The sequence below is a fragment of the Lentzea miocenica genome (genome assembly GCF_033949945.1).
GTDB lineage: Bacteria > Actinomycetota > Actinomycetes > Mycobacteriales > Pseudonocardiaceae > Lentzea > Lentzea miocenica.
Genome location: NZ_JAXAVW010000031.1, coordinates 96,961 through 113,831 on the forward strand (window position 1 = coordinate 96,961; position 16,871 = coordinate 113,831).

The 16,871-nt window shown below is 68.5% G+C and carries 17 protein-coding genes; 12 read left to right on the plus strand and 5 right to left on the minus strand.

Going from position 1 to position 16,871, the window contains the following annotated elements:
- Positions 1 to 188: 188 nt before the first annotated feature.
- Genes SK803_RS33075 through hrcA form a run of 3 tightly spaced genes read right to left on the minus strand, consistent with a single transcriptional unit; the run spans position 189 to position 3,131 of the window.
- Positions 189 to 920, minus strand: coding sequence for a 16S rRNA (uracil(1498)-N(3))-methyltransferase (locus tag SK803_RS33075; RefSeq protein WP_319970080.1), 732 nt, complete (start codon positions 918 to 920; stop codon positions 189 to 191).
- The gene (gene dnaJ / locus SK803_RS33080; RefSeq protein WP_319970130.1) at positions 917 to 2,065 is read right to left on the minus strand and encodes a molecular chaperone DnaJ; all 1,149 of its coding nucleotides are present in this window, start codon (positions 2,063 to 2,065) and stop codon (positions 917 to 919) included. The genes SK803_RS33075 and dnaJ overlap by 4 nt, the downstream gene beginning before the upstream one ends.
- Positions 2,066 to 2,108: 43 nt before the next feature.
- The gene (gene hrcA, locus SK803_RS33085; RefSeq protein WP_319970081.1) at positions 2,109 to 3,131 is read right to left on the minus strand and encodes a heat-inducible transcriptional repressor HrcA; all 1,023 of its coding nucleotides are present in this window, start codon (positions 3,129 to 3,131) and stop codon (positions 2,109 to 2,111) included.
- A gap of 186 nt (positions 3,132 to 3,317) precedes the next feature.
- Here hrcA and SK803_RS33090 point away from each other — a divergent pair, with 186 nt between their 5' ends.
- Together SK803_RS33090 and SK803_RS33095 are read left to right on the plus strand one after the other, a co-directional pair.
- A complete protein-coding gene (locus SK803_RS33090; protein WP_319970082.1) occupies positions 3,318 to 5,063 on the plus strand; it encodes a hypothetical protein in 1,746 nt (581 codons plus the stop codon).
- A 9-nt stretch (positions 5,064 to 5,072) separates the two neighbouring features.
- A complete protein-coding gene (locus tag SK803_RS33095; protein ID WP_319970083.1) occupies positions 5,073 to 5,288 on the plus strand; it encodes a hypothetical protein in 216 nt (71 codons plus the stop codon).
- Here the strand turns inward: SK803_RS33095 and hemW are convergent, their stop codons facing one another.
- Positions 5,289 to 6,497: a radical SAM family heme chaperone HemW gene (hemW, locus tag SK803_RS33100; RefSeq protein ID WP_319970084.1), complete on the minus strand. Its 1,209-nt coding sequence runs from the start codon at positions 6,495 to 6,497 to the stop codon at positions 5,289 to 5,291.
- Between the two features lie 368 nt (positions 6,498 to 6,865).
- Between hemW and SK803_RS33105 the strand changes: the two genes are divergently transcribed.
- From SK803_RS33105 to SK803_RS33145, 9 genes are read left to right on the plus strand one after another with little or no spacing between them, the layout of a single operon-like run.
- Complete coding sequence (locus SK803_RS33105) at positions 6,866 to 8,545, plus strand: nitrite/sulfite reductase (RefSeq protein ID WP_319970086.1); 1,680 nt, start codon at positions 6,866 to 6,868, stop codon at positions 8,543 to 8,545.
- 36 nt (positions 8,546 to 8,581) lie between these two features.
- Entirely contained in the window at positions 8,582 to 8,740 is a 159-nt protein-coding gene (locus SK803_RS33110) for a hypothetical protein (protein WP_030472080.1), read from the plus strand.
- The gene (locus SK803_RS33115) at positions 8,737 to 9,432 is read left to right on the plus strand and encodes a phosphoadenylyl-sulfate reductase (RefSeq protein ID WP_319970088.1); all 696 of its coding nucleotides are present in this window, start codon (positions 8,737 to 8,739) and stop codon (positions 9,430 to 9,432) included. The genes SK803_RS33110 and SK803_RS33115 overlap by 4 nt, the downstream gene beginning before the upstream one ends.
- The gene (gene cysD, locus SK803_RS33120) at positions 9,429 to 10,328 is read left to right on the plus strand and encodes a sulfate adenylyltransferase subunit CysD (protein ID WP_319970089.1); all 900 of its coding nucleotides are present in this window, start codon (positions 9,429 to 9,431) and stop codon (positions 10,326 to 10,328) included. Before SK803_RS33115 ends, cysD begins: the two co-directional genes overlap by 4 nt.
- Positions 10,329 to 11,672: a sulfate adenylyltransferase subunit 1 gene (locus SK803_RS33125; protein ID WP_319970090.1), complete on the plus strand. Its 1,344-nt coding sequence runs from the start codon at positions 10,329 to 10,331 to the stop codon at positions 11,670 to 11,672.
- Positions 11,673 to 11,686: 14 nt separating this feature from the next.
- The gene (locus SK803_RS33130; RefSeq protein ID WP_319970091.1) at positions 11,687 to 12,736 is read left to right on the plus strand and encodes an ABC transporter substrate-binding protein; all 1,050 of its coding nucleotides are present in this window, start codon (positions 11,687 to 11,689) and stop codon (positions 12,734 to 12,736) included.
- Between the two features lie 20 nt (positions 12,737 to 12,756).
- Positions 12,757 to 13,533: an ABC transporter ATP-binding protein gene (locus SK803_RS33135; protein WP_319970092.1), complete on the plus strand. Its 777-nt coding sequence runs from the start codon at positions 12,757 to 12,759 to the stop codon at positions 13,531 to 13,533.
- Positions 13,517 to 14,389: an ABC transporter permease gene (locus tag SK803_RS33140; protein WP_319970093.1), complete on the plus strand. Its 873-nt coding sequence runs from the start codon at positions 13,517 to 13,519 to the stop codon at positions 14,387 to 14,389. The genes SK803_RS33135 and SK803_RS33140 overlap by 17 nt, the downstream gene beginning before the upstream one ends.
- On the plus strand, positions 14,386 to 15,081 hold the full coding sequence (locus SK803_RS33145; RefSeq protein ID WP_319970094.1) for a sirohydrochlorin chelatase: 696 nt from the start codon (positions 14,386 to 14,388) through the stop codon (positions 15,079 to 15,081). The genes SK803_RS33140 and SK803_RS33145 overlap by 4 nt, the downstream gene beginning before the upstream one ends.
- A 204-nt stretch (positions 15,082 to 15,285) precedes the next feature.
- On the opposite strand, the gene SK803_RS33150 is transcribed toward SK803_RS33145, so the two are convergent.
- Positions 15,286 to 16,050, minus strand: a complete 765-nt coding sequence (locus SK803_RS33150; RefSeq protein WP_319970095.1) for a GNAT family N-acetyltransferase — start codon at positions 16,048 to 16,050, stop codon at positions 15,286 to 15,288.
- A 205-nt stretch (positions 16,051 to 16,255) separates the two neighbouring features.
- Between SK803_RS33150 and SK803_RS33155 the strand changes: the two genes are divergently transcribed.
- Positions 16,256 to 16,870 carry a cyclase gene (locus SK803_RS33155; protein ID WP_319970096.1) on the plus strand — a complete coding sequence of 205 codons (615 nt, stop codon included), beginning with the start codon at positions 16,256 to 16,258 and terminating at the stop codon, positions 16,868 to 16,870.
- Position 16,871 lies beyond the last annotated feature (1 nt).

Below are 16,871 nucleotides of genomic sequence, written 5' to 3' on the forward strand. Positions count from 1 at the left end.
GGCGCCGACGCCGGACCGAGGGGGGAGGTGTCCGGCGAGTCCTTTAGTTAGAAGGGTCTAATCGTCTACTCCGTTTCCGGATAGACCAATCGGCCCCTCTGCGAACCAGGGTAACCCCATCGGCCTGCGATTCGCTACAACTTGCGTCAAGCCAATCCATCCGATGTTCACCTTGCGAGTGATCGGGGTCACCACCGAGAGGTGAGTACCCCAAGCGCGCCAAGAGCAACCGCCGCAGCGGTAGATGCACGCAGAACGGTTGGGCCCAATCGCACGATCCGCGCACCCGAAGATCGCAGCGCGTCCAGTTCCTCCGGCGTGATTCCACCCTCGGGACCGACGACGAGCAGCACGTCTCCGGAAGCGGGCAGCGGGACGTCGGCGAGACGTTCGGTCGCGCTCTCGTGCAACACGAGCGTCAACGCGGACGACGACACGCGATGAGAAAGCTGAGTCGTGCTCACGGGTTCGTCGACGAACGGCACCCGCGAACGCCGGGCCTGCTTCGCCGCCTCGCGAACCGTGGATCGCCAGCGGCCCAACGCTTTCGCGCCACGCGGGCCGTCCTCCCACTTCGCCACGCATCGGGAAGCGCGCCACGGCAGCACACCGTCCACACCGGCCTCAGTGGCCAGTTCGACGGCGAGTTCGCCGCGGTCGCCCTTCACCAACGCCTGAGCCAGCACCACGCGCGGTGCCGGTTCGGGCTCGACCGTGCGCTCGAGCACGCGCAACGACAAGGCGTCGCGCTCGACCGCGACGACCGAACAGCGCGCCAGCACACCGGAACCGTCTGACAGCACGAGTTCCTCGCCCACGCGCAGACGCTTCACCGTGGCGGCGTGCCGGCCTTCGGGGCCGTCCAGCACGAACTCCTCGCCGGAGGGCAACGCCTCGACGAGGAAGACCGCCAGGGTCACCGGTGGCCGCGCGAGGAGCGCAGACGGGAGAACAGACCGCCGCCGCCCTTGCCGTTGTGCGACAACGAAGGCTCGTTCTCGCCACGCATCTCGGCCAGGTCGCGCAGCAACGACGACTGCGCGGCGTCGAGCTTGGTCGGCACGACGACCTCGAGGTGCACGTGCAGGTCGCCGCGGCCGTCGACGCGGCCGGTGGAGCGCAGCTTCGGCATGCCGCGGCCCGTCATCACGAGCTGCGTGTTCGGCTGCGTGCCGGGGTCGATCTGCAGTTCTTCCTCGCCGTCCAACGTCTTCAACGGCAACGTGGCGCCCAGGGCTGCCGTCGTCATCGGGATCTGCACGATGCAGTGCAGGTCGGCGCCGTCGCGTTCGAAGATCTCGTGCGGGTGCTCCTCGACCTCGACGTAGAGGTCGCCGGCCGGGCCGCCGCCGGGGCCGACCTCGCCCTGGCCCGCGAGGCGCACGCGCATGCCCTCGGCGACACCGGCGGGGATGTTCACGGAGATCGTGCGGCGCGACCGCGTGCGGCCGTCACCGGCGCACTGCTGGCACGGGTCAGGGATGACCTCGCCGAAGCCGCGGCACACCGGGCACGGGCGCGACGTCACGACCTGGCCGAGGAACGAGCGCTGCACCGACTGGACCTCGCCGCGGCCGTTGCAGGTGTCGCACTGGATCGGCTTGGAGTTGTTCTGGGTTCCCGCGCCGTGGCAGCGGTCGCACAGGATCGCGGTGTCGACGGTCAGCTCGCGGGTCGCGCCGGCCGCGCACTCCTCCAGCGTCATGTCGAGCCGGATCAACGCGTCGGAGCCCGGCTGCACCCGGCTGCGCGGACCGCGGCCGCCACCGGTCGAGGCGCCGAAGAAGGCGTCCATGATGTCGCCGAGGCCGAAGCCCGCGAACGGGTCACCACCGGGACGGCCACCGCCGCCCGAGTCGAGCGGGTCGCCGCCCAGGTCGACGACGCGGCGCTTCTCGGGGTTCGACAACACCTCGTAGGCGGCCGTCACCTCCTTGAAGCGGGCCTCCTCGTTGGGATTGACGTCCGGGTGCAGCTGCCTGGCGAGCTTGCGATAGGCGCGCTTGATCTCATCCTGTGTCGCGTTCTGCGAGACACCGAGGATGCCGTAGTAATCCCTGGCCACCTTGTTCGCTTTCGTGTTCATCTCAAGTTCAAGAAGTTTCTGGTCAACGACCGGTCAGGATCTCACCGACGTAGTTGGCAACCGCACGGACGGCCGCCATTGTTCCGGGGTAGTCCATGCGCGTCGGTCCCACGACGCCCAGGCCCCCGAGCGGATTGTCACGGCTGCCGTAGCCGATGGACACCACTGAAGTGCTGCGCATCTCAGCCGCCTCGTTCTCCTCGCCGATGCGCACCAGCACGCGACCGGGGTCGCGGGAGGCGGCGAGCAGCTTGAGCACGATCACCTGTTCCTCCAGCGCCTCCAGCACCTGCCGGAGCGAGCCGGGGAAGTCCGTGATGCTGCGGGTGAGGTTCGCGGTGCCGCCGAGCACCAGCCGTTCCTCCGGGTGCTCCACCAGCGTTTCGATCAGCACGGTAGCGACCCGGAGCATCGGATCGCGCAGGTTCGGCGGAACCTCTTCCGGCAGTTCGGCGACCTTGGCCGAGGCGTCGGCCAGGCGCTGGCCCGCCATCGCCGTGTTCAGCACGCCGCGCAGCTGGGACGTGTGCTCCTCGCTGATCACGTCGCCCAGCTCGACGATCCGCTGGTCGACGCGGCCGGTGTCGGTGATCAGCACCAGCATCAGCCGGGACGGTGTGATCGGCAGCACTTCGAGGTGCCGCACGGCCGCACGGGACAGGGTCGGCACCTGGATCACCGCGACCTGCCTGGTGAGCTGCGCGAGCAACCGCACGCTGCGGCGCATCACGTCGTCGAGGTCGAGCGCCCCGTCGAGGAAACTGCGGATCGCCCGCTTCTCCGCCTGCGAGAGCGGCTTGATCTCGCTCAGCCTGTCGACGAAGAGCCGGTAGCCCTTGTCCGTCGGCACGCGCCCGGCGCTGGTGTGCGGCTGGGCGATGTAGCCCTCGTCCTCCAGCGCGGCCATGTCGTTGCGCACGGTCGCGCTCGACACACCCAGGTTGTGCCGGTCGACCAGGGCCTTCGACCCCACGGGTTCCTGGTTGGACACGTAGTCGGCGACGATGGCGCGAAGCACCTCGAACCGACGCTCATCGGCGTTCAACGCAGTTCACCTCCGTGTCCCGTGCCCCCGAGTTTACCCAGCCGGTTTCCTGCCGGGCGCTCGCTTCGGACTCGTGCCGCGCCGGTGCTCATGTAAACACCGCAGAACCGGCCCGTTCCCTTGACTGACGGCTCAGTCGGCCCGTTGGGTAGAAGCGCCGCCGCCCCGGCCGAGTGAGGGGTGCGCATGCGCAAACTCTGGTGTCTGCTCCTGGCGGTGATGCTGCTCTCGCCACCTGGCGTCGCGGCGGCGCACGACTCGATCCGAGGCTGGACGATCCTCTCCGACAGCGACGCCGGCGCGGACGAGGTGATCGCCGCCGCGAAGAAGTACCAGGTCAACCATCTCCAACTGTCCCACGAGGTGGTGCACGACCTGCGGGAGGTCCGCGACCCGCGCAGACAGGCGCAGGTGAACCGGCTCACCTCGCTGGCCCACGCCTCGGGCATCCGGGAGGTCGCCGCCTGGGACCACGCCCTCTACAACCTCGCCTACTACCCCGCCGAGTTCCGCACCGGCCCGAACGGCACGATCGACCTGGACAACCCTGCGTTCTGGGACTGGTTCCGCGGCGACTACCGCGCGATGCTCGACCTGGTGCCGCGGGTCGACTCGATCATCCTGACGTTCATCGAGACCGGCGCCCGCGTCGAGAACCAGCACTCCGTCAAGCTGAAGACCGCCGAGGAGAAGCTCGCCCACCTCGTCGACCAGATCGCGTCGGTGATCGACGAGCGCGGCATGCTGCTGTACCTGCGCACGTTCGGCTACTACCCCGCCGAGATGGAGCGCACGATCGGCGCGATCGACCGCGTCCAGAACAAGCGCGTCCGCGTGATGGCCAAGGCACAACCGCACGACTTCTTCCTCACCCACCCGATCGACGTCACGGTCCCGCGCATCAAACGCCCGGTGCTGATCGAGTACGACACCACCGGCGAGTACAACGGCCAGGGCAAGATCGCGAACGCGTTCGTCGCCGAGCACGCCGACCGCCTCAGGCACTACCGCAAGCTGCCCAACGTGATCGGCTACGTCGCCCGCACCGACCGCTACGACGAGTCGCGCATCGTGGGCACCCCGACCGAGATCAACCTGTTCGCCCTGAAGCGCGCCTCGGAAGGCGCGTCGAACTCCCAGATCTACCTGGAGTTCGCGGCCCGCAAGTACGGCCTGCTCGCCGCGCCTCGGGTCGCCCGAGCGCTCGCCCGTTCGCCGGAAATCGTCACGTCGACGCTCTACACGTTGGGCAGCAACAGCGCGAACCACTCGCGGCTGGACTACGACCCGTACTGCTCCAGCTATCACCGCAGCGTGTCCGGCAAGTGGATCGACCCGCCGGAGACGTTCGTGCGGCACGGCGTGAACAAGAAGTTCCACTACTGGATCGACGTCGCGAACCACCTGTCGCCGCCGCACTGCAAGACCGACGGCATCCTGCGCCGCGAGGCCGGGTACGTGCTCGACCGCGGCTGGGTGACGCCCGGCAACCTGATGACCGCGGAGTACCTCTCCTACCTCAACACCGAGAAGAACCACGGCGTGCGGCTCGCCGAGGCCTCGTTGCGCGATGTCGAACACGTCAGGAAGCTGCTGCGGCCCAACGACTACGCGCAGCTGAAGGCGTACTTCGAACGGACCGTGCTGACGGCCAGGCTGCACCGGGCGGTCGCGAAGGCGTACTTCGGCTACCGGATCTACGTGCAGCAGCCGTCCGCCGACCTCGCCCGTGCGATCTGGGTGGGCCTCGACGAGGCGCAAACCGTTGCGGCACAGGTGAGGGCGTACCCGGCGCCGCCGACCGGGGAGTGGAACTGGGTGATCGACGCGGCTCAGGCCGACCTGTACGCGAAACGGATCTCCGAGGGCTGGGACCGGTACGCCAACATCAAGGTGCCGCGGCCCTCCCATTTTGTCGGGGGTGGTCGCTAGGGTCCAAACGTGGACAACGTGAGGTGGCTCCAGCCGCCCGACGATGAGCCGCCCGACGAGGGGAAACCATGCCTGGTGCACAGCGATGACGAGTGGTGGGAGGGCACGCTGGTCTGGGAGCGGGTGAGGCGCCAGGACGGCCTCTGGTGGGCCACGGTGACGTACCGCAAGGACGGACAGGTGGTCACCGAGGTGCGCAGCCAGCACGACGTGCGCGCCCGCTGATCACGGCAGCAGGCGCCTGACCACGGCGTCGGCGAGCAGGCGGCCGCGGTCGGTCAGCACGCAACGATCGTCGAACGGCTCGAGCAGCCCGTCGGCGATCGCCTGCTTGGCCTCTTCGCGCCCCGCGCTGTCCAGAACGTCGATCGGCAGGCCCGCGGCGAGACGCAGTTCCAGCAGGACGCGCTCCACCCGCCGATCCTCGTCCGACAACACCTCGCGCCCCGCCGCGGGCGACTTCCCCTCGGCGAGCAGCGACGAGTACCGCGCCGGGTGCTTCACGTTCCAGAACCGCACGCCGCCGACGTGGCTGTGCGCGCCTGGACCGAAGCCCCACCAGTCGGCGCCCTTCCAGTACAGGACGTTGTGCCGGCACTGCGCTTCAGGAGAGGTCGCCCAGTTGGAGACCTCGTACCAGGAGAAGCCGGCGCCGGAGAGCGTCGAGTCGACCAGCTCGTAGGACGACGCCAGCACGTCGTCGTCCGGCATCGGCAGGTCGCCGCGGCGGATGCGCCGGGCCAGGCCGGTGCCGTCCTCCACGATCAACGCGTACGCGGACACGTGGTCGGCGCCCGACTCCAGGACGGTGTCCAGGGAATCGGCCAGATCCGAGGGGCGCTCCCCCGGTGTGCCGTAAATCAGGTCCAGGTTCACGTGCGCGAACCCGGCGGCGCGGGCCTCGCGAGCGGCGTCCAGAGCGCGGCCAGGCGTGTGCTTGCGGTCCAGAACAGCGAGAACGTGCCGGGCCGCGGATTGCATACCGAGCGACACCCGGGTGTATCCAGCGGACCGGATACCGGCGAAGAACTCAGGTGAGGTCGACTCCGGGTTCGACTCCGTCGTCACCTCGGCGCCCGGAGCCAGGCCGAACGACTGAGATATCGCATCCAACACATCAGTCAGGCCGGAGGCGCCCAGCAGCGACGGGGTGCCGCCGCCGACGAAGACCGTCGAGGCGGGCGGAGGAGAGCCGAGCACGGAGGCGGCCAGGTCCAGCTCGCGGCGCAGGCCCTCCAGCCACGACTCGGGCGACGCGGACGAACCGAGTTCGCCGGGCGTGTAGGTGTTGAAGTCGCAGTAGCCGCAGCGGGTCGCGCAGAACGGCACGTGCACGTAGATGCCGAACGGGCGGGAACCGACACCGGAGACAGCGGAAGCGGGGAGCGAACCGTCGGCGGGCGCGGGCTCGCCTTCGGGCAAAGCGGAGGGCATGACGCCAAGTGTCCACTACACAGCCCGATCGGCGGTGTCCAGCCAGCGAATGTGTCTGTCGGTGACAGAGATATCACGGAGTGAAACCAGCCTAGGATGTCAACTCCGCCTCGTCAATCTCAGCATTCGGTTGGCGGTGGACCATGCACTGGACGCCAGGCACACTGAGGTCATGCATTCGACTGGAGTCCGCCTCGTGGCCCGCCGCCACGTCGACTTCCGTCGTGTCTCCAGCGCGATGTGCCGTCGTTCGGCATGACCGCGCGCTGATTTGTTCCCGTCAGCGCCCGGCGCGCTGACGACGCCCCCACCACAAGCACCTCCGGGCTCGCACGCGCACCGAGCGCTCGAAACCCCGGAGGATGGCGATGGCCACGCCGCAGACGTCACCGCGCGCCAAGCAGCGTCGCGGCGAGGGGCAGTGGGCACTCGGATACCGAGAGCCGTTGAACCCCAACGAGCGGAGCAAGAAGGACGACAACCCGCTCAACGTCCGCGCCCGCATCGAGAACATCTACGCCCACGGCGGTTTCGACTCGATCGACCCGGCCGACCTGCGCGGACGGTTCCGCTGGTACGGCCTGTACACCCAGCGCAAGCCCGGCATCGACGGTGGCCGCACGGCCACGCTGGAGCCGGAGGAGCTGGACGACGAGTTCTTCATGATGCGCGTCCGCAGCGACGGTGGTGCGCTCACCACCGAACAGCTGACGGTGCTCGGTGAGATCTCGCAGACCTATGCGCGCGACACCGCGGACATCACCGACCGGCAGAACATCCAGTACCACTGGATCCGGGTCGAGGACGTTCCCACGATCTGGCAGAAGCTCGAAGCCGTCGGCCTGACCACGATGGAGGCGTGTGGCGACAGCCCGCGCGTCATCCTCGGCTCGCCGGTCGCGGGCATCTCGCAGGACGAGATCATCAACGGCCAGCCGGCCATCGACACCATCCTCGAGCGCTACATCGGCGACCCGCGGTTCTCCAACCTGCCGCGCAAGTTCAAGACGGCCATCTCCGGCCTGCAGGACGTCGCCCACGAGATCCACGACATCGCGTTCGTCGGCGTGAACCACCCCGAGCACGGGCCCGGCTTCGACCTCTGGGTCGGTGGCGGCCTGTCCACGAACCCCATGCTGGGCAAGCGACTCGGCGCGTGGGTGCCGCTCGACGAGGTTCCCGACGTGTGGGAAGCCGTCATCAGCGTCTTCCGCGACTACGGCTACCGCAGGCTCCGGCACCGCGCCCGGATCAAGTTCCTCGTGGCCGACTGGGGCCCGGAGAAGTTCCGCCAGGTCGTGGAGGACGAGTACCTCAAGCGCAAGATGATCGACGGTCCCGCGCCGGAGGTGCTGAGCCAGCAGCTGGACCACATCGGTGTGCACCAGCAGAAGGACGGTCTCTTCTACGTCGGCGCCGCGCCGGTCGCGGGCCGGGTGTCCGGCTCGATCCTGGTCGAGGTCGCGAAGTTCGCCGAACGCGCCGGCTCGAACCGGGTCCGGTTCACGCCGCAGCAGAAGATCATCGTGCTGGACGTGCCGGAGGCCGAGGTCAAGACGCTCAAGAGCGATCTGGCCAAGCTGGGCCTGCAGGTCGACCCGTCGCCGTGGCGCCGGGGCATCATGGCCTGCACCGGCATCGAGTTCTGCAAGCTCGCGATCGTCGAGACCAAGGCCCGCGCCAACGACCTCGTCACGCAGCTCGAAGCCAACCTCAAGGACATCGTCGACGGCGTCACCGCGCCGATCACCGTGCACATCAACGGCTGCCCCAACTCCTGCGCCCGCATCCAGACCGCGGACATCGGGCTCAAGGGCCAGATCGTCACCGACGACAACGGCAACCAGGTCGAGGGCTTCCAGGTGCACCTCGGCGGCGGCCTCGGCCTCGACGCCGGGTTCGGCCGGAAGCTGCGCGGCCACAAGGTCACCGCGGCCGAGCTCGCCGACTACGTCGAACGCGTGGTGCGGAACTTCGTCGCACAGCGCGAAGAAGACGAACGTTTCGCTCAGTGGGTCGCGCGCGCTGACGAGGGTGATCTGCGATGAGTGCCAGCCGACGTACGTGTCTCAGCGGAGGCTGCAATGAGTGAACGCGCGACGCCGTTCTACTGCCCCTACTGCGGCGACGAGGACCTTCGTCCGCAGGAGGAACCCAGCTACGCGTGGCTGTGCACCGGGTGCCGGCGCGTCTTCAAGGTCTCGTTCGTCGGGCTCAACCTGCCGCAGGAGGTGAAGAAGTGAGCGATCTGAAGGAAGACCTCAAGATCGTCGCCGAGGCCGCGGAGCTGGAGCTGCGAGACGCGAACGCCGAAGAGGCCCTGGAGTGGGTCGCGCGGACGTTCGGCGACAACTACATCGTCGCATCGAACATGCAGGACGCCGTGCTGATCGACCTCGCCGCCAAGGTGAAGCCGAACTTCGACGTGCTGTTCCTGGAGACGGGCTACCACTTCCCGGAGACCATCGGCGTGCGTGACGCCGTCGGTGTCGTCTACCCGGACGTGCGCATCGTGAACGCCGCCGCCGAGCAGTCGGTCGAAGATCAGGAACGCGAGTTCGGCCTGCTGTACCAGTCGGATCCGGCCAAGTGCTGCAACCTGCGCAAGGTCGTTCCGCTGCGCCGGGAGCTCGCGAAGTACGACGCCTGGGTCACCGGTGTGCGCCGCGTCGACGCGCCCACCCGCGCGAACACGCCGATCGTGCAGTGGGACGACCGCAACGGCCTCGTGAAGATCAACCCGATCGCGCCGTGGAGCGACGACGAGTTCAACGCTTACATCCGCGAGAAGGGCATCCTCGAGAACCTGTTGGTGCAGGAGGGATATCCCTCCATCGGCTGTCTGCCGTGCACCGCCAAGCCGTTGCCGGGGCAGGACGCCCGCAGCGGCCGGTGGGCCGGTCAGTCGAAGACGGAATGTGGGTTGCACGGATGACTCTTGCACTGGACACGTTGGGACGCCTGGAATCCGAGGCGATCCACATCTTCCGCGAGGTCGCGGGCGAGTTCGACCGGCCGGTGATCCTCTTCTCCGGCGGCAAGGACTCGACGCTGCTGCTGCACCTCGCGATCAAGGCGTTCTACCCGGCGCCGGTGCCGTTCCCGCTGCTGCACGTCGACACCGGGCACAACTTCGACGAGGTGATCGAGTTCCGCGACCGCGTCGTCGCGCAACACGGTCTGCGTCTGGAGGTCGCCAAGGTCCAGGACTGGATCGACGACGGCCGCCTCGAAGAGCGTCCGGACGGCACCCGCAACCCGCTGCAGACCGTGCCGCTGCTGGACTCCATCACGCAGCACAAGTACGACGCGGTGTTCGGCGGCGGACGCAGGGACGAGGAACGCGCCCGCGCCAAGGAGCGGATCTTCAGCCTGCGCACGGCGTTCGGCCAGTGGGACCCGAAGCGCCAGCGTCCCGAGCTGTGGAACCTGTACAACGGCCGGCACCGCGCCGGTGAGCACGTCCGCGTGTTCCCGCTGTCGAACTGGACCGAGCTCGACGTCTGGAACTACATCGAGCGCGAGGGCATCGAACTGCCGGACATCTACTACTCGCACCAGCGCGACGTGTTCCTGCGCGACGGCATGTGGCTCGCGGAAGGCCCGTGGGGCACGGCCCGCGAGGGCGAGACGTTGCTGCGCAAGACGGTTCGCTACCGCACGGTCGGTGACGGCTCCTGCACGGGTGCCGTCGAGTCCGACGCCGCCGACATCCACGCGGTGATCGCCGAGGTCGCCGCGTCACGACTGACCGAGCGCGGCGCCACGCGGGCCGACGACCGGCTGTCCGAGGCCGCCATGGAAGACCGCAAGCGGGAGGGGTACTTCTAAATGAGCGACCTGTTGAGGCTGGCTACCGCGGGCAGCGTGGACGACGGAAAGTCCACGCTCGTCGGCAGGCTGCTCTACGACACCAAGTCCGTGCTCGCGGACACGCTCGACGCCGTGCACCGCGCGAGCGCCGACCGCGGTCTCGCGACGCCGGACCTGTCGCTGCTCGTCGACGGCCTGCGGTCGGAACGCGAGCAGGGCATCACGATCGACGTGGCGTACCGGTACTTCGCCACGCCCAAGCGTTCTTTCGTGCTCGCGGACACCCCCGGCCACGTGCAGTACACCCGCAACACCGTCACCGGTGCCTCCACCGCGCAGCTCGCGGTGCTGCTCGTCGACGCGCGCAAGGGCGTCATCGAACAGACCCGCCGGCACGCGGCGGTTCTCGCGCTGCTGGGCGTGCCCCGGCTGGTCCTCGCGGTCAACAAGATCGACCTCGTGGACTACGACGAGGTGACGTTCTCCCGCATCGCCAAGGAGTTCACGGCTCACGCGACTGCTCTCGGCTACACCGAGGACGCGGTCGTGGAGATCCCGGTGTCGGCCCTGGCCGGCGACAACGTCGTGGACAAGTCCGCGAACACGCCGTGGTACTCCGGCCCGACCCTGCTGGAGCACCTGGAGAACGTGCCGGTCGAGCCCGACCCGCACGACGCGCCGTTCCGCTTCCCGGTGCAGTACGTGATCCGCCCGCGCACGGCCGAGCACCTCGACTACCGCGGGTACGCCGGTCTGGTCGCGGCGGGCACGATCAAGCCCGGTGACGAGATCGTCGTGCTGCCGTCGGGCCGTCGCTCGACCGTCACGAAGATCGACACGGCGGACGGCGAACTGACGGAGGCGGCGGCCGGGCAGTCCGTGACGTTGCTGCTGGCCGATGACATCGACATCTCGCGCGGCGACCTGATCTCGGTGGCGGGCAACGAGCCCAACGTCACCGACGAGCTGGACGCCACGCTGTGCTGGCTCGCGGAGAAGCCGCTGCGGGCCGGCGCCCGAGTCCTCGTCAAGCACGGCACCCGCACCGTGCAGGCGATGGTCACCGACCTGCGCGACCGCTTCGACGAGCAGAACCTGTCCAGTGTGGACAGCCCTGCCTCGTTGGAGCTGAACGAGATCGGCCGAGTGGCTCTGCGGCTGGCAGAGCCCGTTCCGCTGGACGACTACAGCTTCAGCCGGCGCACAGGGTCCTTCCTGGTGATCGACGCGAGCGATGGTTCCACGCTCGCCGCCGGGCTGGTCGGGGCTCCGCTGCCGCTGCTTGAGGACGGCGTGGAGAGCTGTACCGGGGGCAGTGCCGCTGCCCCCGACACCCATGCCCTCGTCTCCCCCGGTCCCTGAAAGGCCATTTCGCCGTGAACCTCAAGCCCGCCCTTGCCGTCGCACTGATCGCTCTGACAGCCCTGTCCGGTTGCACCCGCGCCAGTTCCGGTGACGCTCCCGCCGCCCAGTCGAAGGGTGCCGCGTCCGAGGTCCGCATCGGCTACTTCCCGAACGTCACCCACGCCGCCGCGTTGATCGGTGTCGAAAAGGGTTTGTTCGCCAAGGAGATCGGCAACACCAAGCTGACCACGCAGACGTTCAACGCGGGCCCGGACGAGGTGAACGCGCTGCTGGGTGAGTCCCTCGACATCGCGTACATCGGTTCCGGCCCGGCGATCAACGCCTACGCGAAGTCCAAGGGCGAGGCCGTGAAGCTCATCGCGGGCGCGACCTCGGGTGGTGCGCAGCTCGTGGTGAAGCCCGAGATCAACTCGATCGAGGACCTCAAGGGCAAGGTCGTCGCCACGCCTCAGCTCGCGAACACGCAGGACGTGTCGCTGAAGAAGTACCTGGCGGAGAAGAACCTCACCGGCCAGGTCACCGTGCAGAACGTGGAGAACGCGGCGTCGCTCGACCTGTTCAAGAAGGGCGACATCCAGGCAGCCTGGTCGCCGCAGCCGTGGTCGGCGCGCCTGGTCGCCGAGGCCGGCGCGAAGGTGCTGCTGGACGAGAAGACGCTGTGGGACGGCGGCGCGTTCCCGACCACGGTGGTCATCGTGCGGACGAAGTTCCTGCAGGAGCACCCGGAGACGGTCGAGGCCGTGCTGAAGGGGCACGTGGCGGCGATCGACTGGGCCAAGGGAAACAAGGACGAGGCCAAGAAGACCGTGAACGCCGCGCTGGAGAAGCTCACGTCCAAGAAGCTCGGCGACAAGATCCTCGAAGCCGCGTGGGACAACATCGAACTCACGACGGACGCGCAGGCCAAGCACTTCCCGCAGCTCGCGAAGGACGCCGTCACGGCGGGTGTGGCCAAGGAAGCCGCGAACGTCGCCGGGTACGCCGACTTCACGTTGCTGAACAAGGTTCTTCAGGCACAGGGCAAGCCGCAGGTGCAAGCAGCCGGACTGGACCAGAAGTAACTTCCGAGGGGACACGGACCATGACCGCCACGCTCGAGACCACTGTTCTGCCCACTGTGGACACCGCCGTCGAACTGACCGGCGTCCGCAAGGTGTTCGGCCACGGCAACTCGGCCGTGGTGGCGCTCGACGGCGTCGATCTCAAGGTCAAGCCGGGTGAGTTCGTGTGCCTTCTCGGCGCGTCGGGCTGCGGCAAGAGCACGCTGCTGAACATCGTCGCCGGCCTGGACGGCGCGACGTCGGGTGAGCTGCGGCTCAACACGTCGCGCCCGGCCGTGATGTTCCAGGAACCCGCGCTCATGCCGTGGCTCACCGCCGCCCGCAACGTCGAACTGGCGCTGCGCTTCGCCGGCATCGGCCGGTTGGCGCGCAAGCGTCGCGCGTTGGACCTGCTGGAACTGGTGCGGCTCGGTGATGTCGCGGACAAGCGTCCGCACGAGCTGTCTGGTGGTATGCGTCAGCGCGTGGCTCTGGCTCGCGCGCTGGCCTCCGCCACCGTCTCCGCGAACGGTTCTCCCGCCCTGCTGCTGATGGACGAGCCGTTCGCGGCGCTGGACGCCATCACGCGGGACGTGCTGCAGAGCGAGTTGCTGCGCGTGTGGGAGACCACGAACACCGCGATCATGTTTGTGACGCACGACGTGCGCGAAGCCGTGCGCCTCGGCCAGCGCGTCGTGCTGCTGTCCTCACGTCCCGGCCGCGTCGTGCGCGAGTGGGACGTCACGGACTCCTCGAACGAGGTTCTCGACGAGATCAACACCCATCTGCGAGAGGTCATCAGTGGCCACGCCTCCTGACACGCTCGACAAGGTCGGCGCCGGCCTCGACGCGCTGGATGTGCCCGTCGAGGCACAAAGGCCGCCGGTCTGGCGCCGTTTCCTGAAAACGGGCGTGCCACCGATCATCGCTTTCGCACTGCTTTTGGGCGTGTGGCAGGCGTTGTGGGCTTCGGCGATCCTGCCGGAGTTCCAGCTGCCCGCTCCGGCCAACGTGTGGAACGAGCTCGTTCGCTCGCTCTCCACCGGCGAGGCGTTCGGCATCCTGTGGACCTCGTTGCACCGCGCGGTGCTCGGGTTCCTCGCAGCGGTGCTGATCGCGACACCGCTCGGGTTGCTGGTCGCCAAGGTGCGGGTGGTGCGCGCGGCGATCGGGTCGTTGCTGACCGGCCTGCAGTCACTTCCGTCGGTGGCCTGGGTTCCGGCGGCGATCCTGTGGTTCGGCGTGACGCCGTCGACGATCTACTTCGTGGTGCTGATGGGCTCGGTGCCGTCGATCGCGAACGGCCTGGTGGCGGGCATCGACCAGATCCCGCCGCTGCTGCCTCGCGTCGGACGTGCGCTCGGAGCCGGTCGGCTGGCTTCGGCGCGGCACATCCTGCTGCCCGCGGCGCTGCCCGGATATCTGGCCGGGTTGAAGCAGGGCTGGGCGTTCTCGTGGCGGTCGCTGATGGCCGCGGAGATCATCGCGACCTCGCCTCAGCTCGGTGTCGGGCTCGGCCAGTACCTGCACAACGGGTCGTCGTTGAACGACATCAACATGGTGATCGCGGCGATCTTCCTGATCCTGTTGGTGGGCATCGGGATCGAGCTGTTGCTGTTCCGCCCGTTGGAGCGCGCCGTGCTGCGGGCCCGTGGATTGACGGGAGCGCTGTGATTCCGCTCGTCGCTGTCGCACACGGCAGTCGCGATGCCCGCTCGGCCGCGTCGATCCACGCCCTGCTGGACGTGGTGCGATCGTTGCGACCCGAGTTGGACGTGCGCGGCTGCTTCCTGGACCTCTGCGCGCCTCGGTTGAGCGACGTGCTGCGCGGCCCCGCGGTGGTCGTGCCTTTGTTGCTGGGCAAGGCTTATCACGCACGGGTCGACGTCCCGGCAGCCGTCGCGGAGGCACGCGTTCCGGCGACCGTGACGGACGTGCTGGGACCGGATCCGCGGCTGGAGTCGGCCGCGCTGCGGAGGCTTTCCGAAGCGGGCGTCGACTTCAACGACACCTCTCTGGGTGTGGTGCTGGCCGGCGCCGGGTCCTCGCACGCTCCGGCGAACGAGGCCGTCGCCCGCGTCGCCCGGCGATGGGCTCGTGAGTCCGGGTGGGCCGGCGTGGAGGCGTCGTTCGCGTCGATCGCCTCGCCGACCGTGCCGGAGGCGATCGAGCGGTTGCGTTCGAAGGGGGCCAAGCGGATCGCCGTCGCGTCGTGGTTCCTCGCTCCGGGACTGCTGCCGGACAAGGTCGCCGCGCTGGCTCCCGGCGCTGTCGTGGCGCGGCCGCTGGGTGACGACGTCGAGGTGGCTCAGCTCGTGCTGGACCGGTACGACTTCGCCCTGGCACGCCAGACCATCGCGGCCTAGCGCTTCGAGCGTCTGCAAGTACCGCCAACTCAAGATCATCAAGCGTTTTCCCACTGCCAACTGGCCAGGCCTCGGCCGTTCCGCCGCGAGAGTGGTCGCTGCGGTTGGGTGTGGAAAACGACTGTTCGATCAAGAGTTGGTAGTACTTGCAGACGCCAAGACAGCGGGCAGGGTGATCACGGCCGCGTTGACCACCGACATCATTTACGACCGGTTGAAGTGATGGCTGCGGGACACGTCGGTGTAGCCGAGCCGCTGGTACCAGCCGTACGTCCAATCCTGGGCGTCAGCGGTCAGGAACGACAGCGCGCACCTGGCCTCCTTCGCCCGGCGAAGCGCTGAGCGCACCAGCGCCGCGCCATGTCCCCGGCCGCGGAAGTCAGGATGCGTCACCAGGCTCTCGAACTGCGCCAGCGATGCGGCGCGGTCGACGTACAGCTCGGCGTGCGCGGCGATCTCGTCGCCGTCGTAGGCCGCGAGCAGGGTCAGGTCGGCCCCCTTGGCGCCCAGTGCCACGCGGTCGGCGAGCTGGCCGAGCACCTCGTCGGTCGCGTCGGGCAACGCCACCCGCCAGTCGCGGATCACCGCCGGTCGCAAGGTTTCCAGCGAGACCGCACGTACCGGCTGCGACCCCGGCTCGACCGGGGCGCCTGAGTGCACCATCGCGGCGACCACGGCGTGGCTGTACCCGGCGGCGACGAACTCCGGCGCCAGCGACGCCCCCAGCGCGTCGTCGTCGACCGTCACGTACCGGTGTGCCCGGCCCGCGCCGCCGAGCACGTCGTCAGCGGTCGCGAGCACCTCTGCCGCGGTTGCCCTCACGGTGACGACGATCCGGTTGTGGAAGTGCGACAACGGGAAGTCGTTCTGCAACAGGGCGAAGCCCCACGGCAGTTCCACGACGTCGGTCGCTTGGGCGCGCGCGAATCGATGTTCGAAGCCGGTGATCTGATCGAGGTTCGGAAGCACCTGGCCAGAGTGCCGTTCCGGCCGGGTGCGGTCGAGCCGGTTTTCTGGAGTCCCGGGCACTTTCGGCCGCCGCCACAAGATCGAATCAGCAGGGCCGTTCGGGCGATGTGAACTGTGAACTGTTGACGTGAAACCTACTCATGAGTAGTCAGTTGACTACGCCGCGTGCTGGAAATGTCCCTCGTCCACTCATCGGGGAGAGGTCATGAAGCTAGCCGGAATCGCATCCCTCGCACTGGTACCGATGCTGATGTTCGCCACCAACGCGTCAGCAGCCGCTCCGCAGACCATCACCTACAAGCTCAGGGCGAGCGCCGCCGGGCAGACGTCGGACTTCACGCTCGACCAGGGCGTCGACGCGTCGGCTCCGGCGACCGTCGCGCCGAACGGGACCGTCAAGGTCACCATCGACCCCGCCCCCAACAAGATCCCGTCCGAGGCCGGTGGCCGGCAGGTCCGCGAGATCAAGGGCCTCGCGCTCAAGCTGCCGGTGCCCGGCAACTCGAAGTTCCAGTCCGCCTCGCTGTCCGGTGGCGCGGGGCTGGGTGGCACGCCGACGGTTGCCTTGCAGGGCAACGACGTCGTGCTGAACGTGCCCGGGCCGATCAAGGGCGGCGCCGACTTCGAGCTGCCGACCGTGACGATCAACCTGCAGGCTGGCGGCACCGGCACGATCACCACGAAGCTGGGCGGCACCAGCTACGACGCCCCCGGTCTCACCTTCACCGCCGTCGTCCTGGTGATCGGGTTCCCGGTCAACGCCGCCGCGAAGGGCTACCCGGACCCCAGCCCTGTGCTGACGACCACGACCATCGGCTAGC